General features: G+C 37.0%; 6 protein-coding genes. 5 read left to right on the forward strand and 1 reads right to left on the reverse strand.

Annotation, left to right across the window (positions count from 1 at the left end; genetic code table 11):
- Positions 1-1,547 (reverse strand): FGGY-family carbohydrate kinase (locus tag ABFR62_11775; protein MEN8139099.1); only part of this gene is annotated, 1,547 nt, incomplete at its 3' end.
- A 182-nt stretch (positions 1,548-1,729) separates the two neighbouring features.
- On the opposite strand from ABFR62_11775, the gene ABFR62_11780 reads away from it, so the two are divergent.
- The 5 genes from ABFR62_11780 (at position 1,730) to ABFR62_11800 (ending at position 7,932) form a co-directional block, all read left to right on the forward strand.
- On the forward strand, positions 1,730-2,152 hold the full coding sequence (locus ABFR62_11780; GenBank protein MEN8139100.1) for an OsmC family protein: 423 nt from the start codon (positions 1,730-1,732) through the stop codon (positions 2,150-2,152).
- Positions 2,153-2,736: 584 nt separating this feature from the next.
- Positions 2,737-3,426, forward strand: a complete 690-nt coding sequence (locus tag ABFR62_11785) for an NAD-dependent deacylase (protein MEN8139101.1) — start codon at positions 2,737-2,739, stop codon at positions 3,424-3,426.
- Between the two features lie 71 nt (positions 3,427-3,497).
- Positions 3,498-4,043, forward strand: a complete 546-nt coding sequence (locus tag ABFR62_11790; GenBank protein MEN8139102.1) for a hypothetical protein — start codon at positions 3,498-3,500, stop codon at positions 4,041-4,043.
- A gap of 287 nt (positions 4,044-4,330) precedes the next feature.
- Positions 4,331-5,674: an adenylosuccinate lyase gene (purB, locus tag ABFR62_11795; protein ID MEN8139103.1), complete on the forward strand. Its 1,344-nt coding sequence runs from the start codon at positions 4,331-4,333 to the stop codon at positions 5,672-5,674.
- Positions 5,675-5,886: 212 nt separating this feature from the next.
- The gene (locus ABFR62_11800) at positions 5,887-7,932 is read left to right on the forward strand and encodes a DUF349 domain-containing protein (protein MEN8139104.1); all 2,046 of its coding nucleotides are present in this window, start codon (positions 5,887-5,889) and stop codon (positions 7,930-7,932) included.
- Positions 7,933-8,124 lie beyond the last annotated feature (192 nt).

Here is an 8,124-nt window from a genome sequence, read left to right on the forward strand (position 1 = left end):
TTAAAAATATTCCTGATACTTGTATACAAAGGCTTTAAGCGATCGTACATCTTATTATAAACTTCTTTATATATCCTGTCATACATGTCATGATTTTCTTTGTTGGGATGGAAAATCTTATCGGCGCATGTCATTTTTTTAGCGGCTTCCTCAAAGCTATTGTACCATCCAAGCGCAACAGCTGTATCGATTGCAGCACCTAAAGCAGATGTTTCGTAGGTATGCGGTCGTACTGCAGGAATTCCAAATACATCAGCAGTAATTTGCATAATAATATCACTTTGCGACCCCCCTCCCGACACTACTATTTTTCCGGGATTAATACCCGTTTTTCTTTTTGTGTGCTCAAAACCGTTTCTCAAAGCATAAGCCAAACCTTCAATAATTGCTCTGTAAATATGCTTTCGGGTATGAACATCTCCAAATCCTATTATTGCACCTTTCGCTTCAAGTCCCGGATTTTTAACTCCTGCCGACCAGTATGGCTGCAATGTCAATCCCATTGCTCCGGGTGGAATATCACAAATAAGTTCATCCAGAAGTTTCTCGGGCTCTACCCCCAACTCTTTCGCCTTTTCCACTTCTTTCGATCCAAATTCGTTTTTAAACCAGTCAATCATCCAAAAACCTCTGTAAACCATTACTTCGGTATTGTATTTACCGGGGATAGCACTAGGATAAGGAGGAAAAAAAGGTTGAAGTTCAACATATTTTTCAGAAACCGACTGAACAGTTGCTGTTGTGCCATAACTCAGACAAACGGTTGAACTGTCAACTACTCCGCTACCCAAAACCTCTGCCGACTTATCGGCCGAAGCAGCTATTACCGGAATACCTTCATTTAAACCTGTAAGTTGCGCTACCTCTTTGCTTATTCGTCCAATCTCCTCTCCCGGCTTCACCAATTCAGGTAATTTTTCCTCATCGACATCAAACATCACCTTTCTAACATTGGTATATTTTTTAATCCACCTGTGCTTTTTGTAATTAAAGGGGAGATATCCCACCTGATTTGCAACACTATCCCTGAATTTCCCGGTTAGCCTGAAATTTATAAAACCCGACAGAAGCAGATATTTAGAAGTCTTCGCCCATATTTCGGGTTGATTTTGCTTAATCCAGTTTACTTCTGCCTCCCTATAGGCATAATCGGCTGCCCCAAGCATATTTATAAACCACAGCCCTACTTTTTTTACTAAGCCTATCCAGTTTTCAGCCTTTGCCTGACGACGGTCGAGCCAGATAATTGCAGGACGCAATACATTATTGTCTTTATCGAGATTTACTACGGTACCCCGCTGTGTAGTAAGCGTCACAGCTTTAATCATACCGGCTTTATCTCCATTTCTGCCTATAACAGCCTTCATTGCCTTTACTGCTACATCCCAAAACAACTCAGGATCCTGTTCGGCCCACCCCGGATTTTCGCTGTAATAAGCCTGAATTTTTATTTTTTCAATATCACTAATTTCGCCCGTTTCGGAAATCAGCACTGCACGGGTTGACTGAGTCCCTATATCGATCGACAATATGAATTTTGCAGACATACTTTTATTATAGTTAAGGGTAAAAACTATCCAAATGTATCATTTTAAATTAAACGTAACGAAAAAGAAACTGTACTTCAACCGAAAAAACACAAATATGATCTGCATCATAAATATTTATTTACTCATTCTTTATATATTTGCACACTTAAAAATAAAAAACAGAATAAAAATTATATTATATGGCAATTGAAGTTTTAGAAACAAGATGGCTCGAAGACATGTCTTTCGAATCTGAGATAAACGGTCACAAAATAATATTAGATGCTGATGAAGCTGTTGGAGGAAAAGACAGAGGGCCTCGTCCAAAACCAATGATTTTGGAAGCACTTGCAGGATGTACTGCTATGGATGTCATTTCTCTTTCTAAAAAAATGAGAGTTGAATTAGACGAATTCAAAGTTGTTGTAAAAGGTACTGTAAGAGACGAACACCCTAAATATTTTACCCACATACACCTGCAATGGGTGTTTACAGGTAAAAACATGGACCATGCAAAACTTGAAAAAGCGTGTAACTTGTCAAAAGACCGTTACTGCGGGGTTTTCTACATGCTTCAGAAGTCTTCAGAAATAACAACTGAGATTATCTATAACGAAGATTAATTTTATATTTTGGCCGCCCTGCCTACCGCAGGCAGGCATACGGGCTATCCGCTGTACTCCGCAAGCCAAAATAAAGTTCATAATAAATAATACAGGGGCTTCCTTTTGGTCGCCTCTGTATTAACCAGAGTTCGACGAGAGGTTTACACACAGAAATTCAAAAGTGTGCAATTCTCTCGTCGAACTCTGGTTATTATTTTTATTCACATTTATTTCAGCCCGCGGGGTGCCGCTCCTATCCCTGGCGGAAAGTAGTCAGGGATCAACCCAAAAATCTGGGGATTAAAATTAATTCCAAGGCAAAAGTAAAAAGGCACCTGCCTGCGTGACTCAGTCAGACAGGAAAGTAAAAAGTTATATTTCAATTTGGTTTTATTGGCTATTGTACCTAAGATATTCATTAGTTGTCCTGATTCATTTATTAAATCTTAAATCAGCATTCGTTAATCATTATTCGTCAATCAGTTTTAATGATTTATGAACCTCTCTGCTCCTATCCCCGGTGGAAAGAATAAAAACGATTATCTTTTTTTCATAAATAAGAATTGTTTTACTTTTGCTTATAATTTATAAAGAGAAGCTTCATGAAGAACCTTGTAGTACTTTCAGGTGCGGGAATTAGCAAAGAAAGTGGTTTAGACACCTTTAGGGATGCCGACGGTATGTGGAAAGAATACGACCCTAGAGAACTGGCCTCTACAGTTGCTTTAGCCAACAACCCCGGGAGAGTTATGGAGTTCTACAACATGCGAAGAAAAAAAATGTGGGGTGCCGATCCCAATGCTGCCCATCGTTGTCTGGCAGAGCTCGAAAAAAAATACAATATTACCATAATCACACAAAATGTTGACGACCTGCACGAAAGAGCCGGATCGAAAAACATTATTCATATTCACGGCGAATTGGGCAAAGTGAGAAGCAGTTCAAACCCTGACAATATTATTGAAGTAGAAAAAGGCCGGGAAATAAACCTTGGCGATTTAGCCTCTGACGGATCTCAGCTACGCCCGCATGTTGTATTATTTGGCGAACCGGTACCAAAAATGGCCGAAGCAATTGAAATTACAAAAAAAGCGGATATCTTTATTGTTGTTGGTACATCACTGCAGGTTTATCCCGCTGCAGAGCTGATCGACTTTACAAACAGTAACTGCGAAACTTATATTGTAGACCCCGAAAAGCCAAGTGTTCAGGAAAAAAGCAACAGGTATTTTATTGTTGAAAAAGCTACTTCAGGACTTCCTAAATTAGTTCACAAGCTTCTTGATGAATAATCTGCCTTAATTACTGTTTAGTTTTTACATAAAACTGTTTACGAGGGTATAGAAAATCCGATTAACGCATTATGAATCTTCAAAAGCAAATACTGGTTGAACACTCTGCTAAAAATGCAGAAACAGTGGCTACTATTGTAGAAAACAATCCCGATGTGTACCTCAAGGAACTTATCGATTTAATTTTACTTGGCGATAAACTTACAGCACAAAGAGCCGCATGGTCATTAGCAAAATTCTCCCCCGAATTTTATATTGAACTTGTTCCCTATCTGGATTTTATTCTGGAGGAAGTAAAAAATGCAAAACACGTAGCCGTATCACGAAACTTTGCAAGAGTATTCAGAATAATTACCAATCCGAAAAATGATTACCCCCTCAGTGATACTCAAATAGATGCTATAGCTGAAGTATCATTCTCTTTCCTGATCGATCCAGAAGAAAAAGCTGCAGTAATTGCATTTTCAATGTTTACCTTACAAAATCTTATCCACAAACGATCGTGGATTGCTCCGGAACTAAAAATATATGTTGAAAATAATATATCAGGAGGCTTACCTTCTTTTCAATCGGTAGGACGCAAGATTTTAAAATCGATAAATAGCGCAAAAAAATAAAGCTGCCCTTTGCAACCGTTATGCGGCAGGGATAGCAGCGACAGCTTTTTTGTTGAAAATATTGTGACATTATTACTTTGAGAGCGACTCCGGAGCTCCTCAAAGTAATTTAGTGGAACATATTTACACAAAAAACTATAGCGAATAGCCCGGCAGCCGCTCAAAAACAATTATTTATCCCCCCATAAAAAGCTTCCTTAATTAAGCATTTTTTTCCATTTAGCTGCATTATGTTCTTTAGGTATTATTATCTTTGTTTGCTTATAAGGATAAATAAATTAAGCATAATGTCTCTTAATCCATTAAAAGCGATATCTCCTATAGATGGACGGTATCATTCTAAAACTTTGGAGCTCTCTGAATACTTTTCTGAAGAAGCCCTGATCAAGTATCGTGTAAAAGTTGAAATTGAATACTTTATTGCTTTGAGCGATATTCCTATTCCCCAGTTAAAATCGTTCGACCATACAAAGTATGATGAATTGCGTGCTATTTACAGAGAGTTTAGCTTGAAAGATGCTGAATTTGTAAAAGATATTGAGAATACAACAAATCACGATGTAAAAGCTGTAGAATATTTCATCAAAAAGAAATTTGACGAAATGGGACTGGAAGAGTTCAAGGAATTTATACACTTTGGATTAACATCTCAGGACATAAACAATACTTCGGTACCACTTTCATTGAGAAACGGAATTAAAGAAGTATATATACCTATTATCACCGAACTGATAGAGTACTTACACGAACTGGCTGCCGAATGGAAAGAAGTTCCGATGCTGGCCAGAACTCACGGTCAACCGGCATCTCCTACAAGATTAGGCAAAGAGATCATGGTATTTATCGAAAGACTGAATCAGCAGATCGACACATTGGAAAAAATTCCTTTTAGTGCCAAATTTGGTGGAGCAACAGGTAATTTTAACGCTCATTACGCAGCTTATCCTAATTATGACTGGATTAATTTTGCAAATGTTTTTGTAGATGATGTTTTAGGCCTGAAACGTTCGCACCCGACAACACAGATTGAGCATTACGATAATATGGCTGCAACTTTTGATGCCCTAAAACGTATAAACTCAATTTTGATAGACCTCGACAGAGATATGTGGACATACATATCGATGGACTATTTTAAGCAAAAAATTAAGAAAGGTGAAGTAGGTTCATCGGCAATGCCACACAAGGTTAACCCGATAGACTTTGAAAATTCTGAAGGTAACTTAGGTATAGCCAACGCTATTTACGAGCATCTGGCTGCCAAACTACCTGTTTCGCGCCTGCAAAGAGACCTTACAGATTCTACGGTATTAAGAAATATAGGTGTTCCGATAGCACACTCACTGATAGGAATTAAATCAACATTGAAAGGGATGAAAAAAGCTCTTTTAAATAAAGAGAAACTAGCCGAAGATTTGGAAAACAACTGGGCCGTGGTTGCCGAAGCAATCCAGACAGTTTTACGTAGAGAACAATTTCCAAATCCTTACGAGGCTCTTAAAGGATTAACCCGCAAAAACGAAAAAGTAACACAAAAAACAATCTCTGAGTTTATAGATACTCTGGATGTTTCTGATGAAATTAAAGCAGAGTTGAAAGATTTTTCCCCTTCAAACTATTTAGGGTTTTAAGGGAGTCGGAAGACGGGAGTCGGAAGACGGGAGTTGGAAGACGGAAGTTGGAAGACGGGAGTTGGAAGACAGGATACGGGAGACGGACTTCAGTCTCCTGACTTCCGACTTCAAACTCTTTAATCTTTTTTCTTTAGTCTTTAGTCTTTTTTCTTTTTTAATAAGCTTAAATAATTATTTTTGTAGTTACAAAACCTAATACGGTAAATAAAATGTCACAAGAAAATTTGGATAACCTGCAAAATGCAGATGGAAACTCTACTCCGGAACAAGAGGAGGTAAATAAAGTAACTTCTCCTGAGAATGCTCAAGTAGACGATAAAAAAATCGAAGAAAAAGCAGTAGAACAAGATAAATCATCTGAAGAAAAGGAAGTTGAAAAAACTGAAAGTGAAGAAACTTCAGAGGTAAAATCAAAAGAAGATAGCGACTCAGGAACTATCGAAGAAAAAGAAGCTGATACTTCTGACGAAGAAGTAAAAGATGATTCGGCAAGCTCAGCAACCGAAGAAAAGGATGAAGTTAAGGAGTATGAAGTTAAGGAAATTCCGCTTCTGAATTATTCTAAAATGACAGCTGATGAGCTTTATGAAGAAGCTAATAAATTAGTAAATAAAGAACCAATACAGCTAATAAAACAACACGTTGAGCAAATTAGGGAACAGTTCTTTAAACTAATCAACAAAGACAAAAAAGAAAAACAGGAAGCCTTCATCGAAGAAGGCGGAAATATAATTGATTTCAGATACGAAAGTTATATCAAAAATCAATTTAATGTTGTTTACAACGATTACCGAAAAAAGAGAGATATATACTATAAAGGTGTTGAAGAGCAACAAAATAAAAATTACGACTACAGATTAGAGCTAATCGAAGAATTAAAACATCTTATCAACAAGGAAGAGAAGATGTCTGAAACTTTTAAAGAATTCAGAGAAATTCAGGATAAATGGAATGCTGCCGGACAGGTTCCTAAAGCTAAATCGAGTGATCTTTGGAGAAACTATCACCACCATATTGAAAACTTCTATGATTACCTGCGCTTAAACAACGAAATGCGTGACCTCGACTTCAAGCACAACCTTGAAGAGAAGATGAAAATTATTGAGAGAGCTGAATTACTTATTAATGAGCCATCAATAAAAAAAGCATTTGACGAGCTTCAGCTTTTACACAGAATGTGGAAAGAGGAAACCGGACCTGTTGCTAAAGAATTCAGAGACGAAATATGGGAAAGATTCAGTAATGCAACTAAAATCATTCACGACCGACGCCATGAGCATATGAAAGAGCTTAAGTTGGAATGGGCTGAACACCTTACTGCTAAAGAAAATATCTGTACACAAATTGAAGAAGTTGCAAATGAAGAAGGTGATTCTCATTCGCAGTGGCAAAATAGAATTAAAAAAATTGAAGCTTTAAAGAAAGAGTTTCAGAATATTGGTAGAGTTACAAAAAGCCATAACGATGAGATTTGGCAAAAATTCAAAGATGCCACCAGAGTTTTCAATAAGAGAAAAAATGATTTCTACAAAGGTTTGAAAAAAGACCAAATGGTTAACCTTGAAAAGAAAATGAAACTTGTTGAAACAGCTGAATCACTAAAAGACAGTGACGATTGGAAAAAAACGACTGAAATTCTGAAGAAAATTCAAAATGACTGGAAGAAAATAGGTCACGTTCCAAGACAGCAATCAGATGAAATCTGGAATAAATTCAGAGGTGCCTGCAACCATTTCTTCGACAGATTAACTGATCACCGTAAGGGAATGGATTCTGAACTTACAGGGAATTTTGAAGAAAAGACTACATTACTAAATGTGGTAGAGGAAATAGAATTACCTTCAGATACTAAAGAGGCAGTTGCTCTTTTAAAGGAATATATCAATAAATGGAAATCTATAGGATCTGTTCCCAGAGATAAGAGAGCTATCGAAAACCAGTTTAACAACGCTATTGATAAATTGTTCGACAAATTGGATCTGGACAAAAACGAAACGGCATTCATCAAATTCAAAAACCGTATCGATACTTTCTTAGCATCCGATGAAATGAAGAAAGTCTACCATGAGAGAGATATCATTCGTAAGAAAATGGATGAGATCGGAAAGGAAATCACCCAACTTGATAACAACTTAGGTTTCTTTAATGTTGGAGATGATAATCCACTGGTAAAAGATGTTAAGAAAAAGATAGAACGTCATAAGGAAAATCTTAATCTATGGAAAAAGAAATTAGATTATTTAAGAACAATCTAATTCTGTAAATAAGAAAAATTAAAAAACCACTTCAATTTGAGGTGGTTTTTTTATGTTTAGATGTGAGAGGTTAGATATGAGACTAGGCATTGTACTTTTCAAGGGGCAACACTAAAATCCGGGAGAATATTTAAGGCAAAAAGCCTGCCCTCAACTACGGTTACTAATCCTGTCGAAGAATAGTCGAAGGGG

It is taken from the genome of Bacteroidota bacterium, assembly GCA_039714315.1.
Taxonomy (GTDB): Bacteria; Bacteroidota; Bacteroidia; order Flavobacteriales; family JADGDT01; genus JADGDT01.

Excerpts from the sequence above, each read along its gene's own strand:
- ABFR62_11780 (MEN8139100.1), top strand. The coding sequence starts at position 1,730 with ATGGCAATTGAAGTTTTAGAAACAAGATGGCTCGAAGACATGTCTTTC.
- ABFR62_11785 (MEN8139101.1), top strand. The coding sequence starts at position 2,737 with ATGAAGAACCTTGTAGTACTTTCAGGTGCGGGAATTAGCAAAGAAAGT.
- ABFR62_11790 (MEN8139102.1), top strand. The coding sequence starts at position 3,498 with ATGAATCTTCAAAAGCAAATACTGGTTGAACACTCTGCTAAAAATGCA.
- purB (MEN8139103.1), top strand. The coding sequence starts at position 4,331 with ATGTCTCTTAATCCATTAAAAGCGATATCTCCTATAGATGGACGGTAT.
- ABFR62_11800 (MEN8139104.1), top strand. The coding sequence starts at position 5,887 with ATGTCACAAGAAAATTTGGATAACCTGCAAAATGCAGATGGAAACTCT.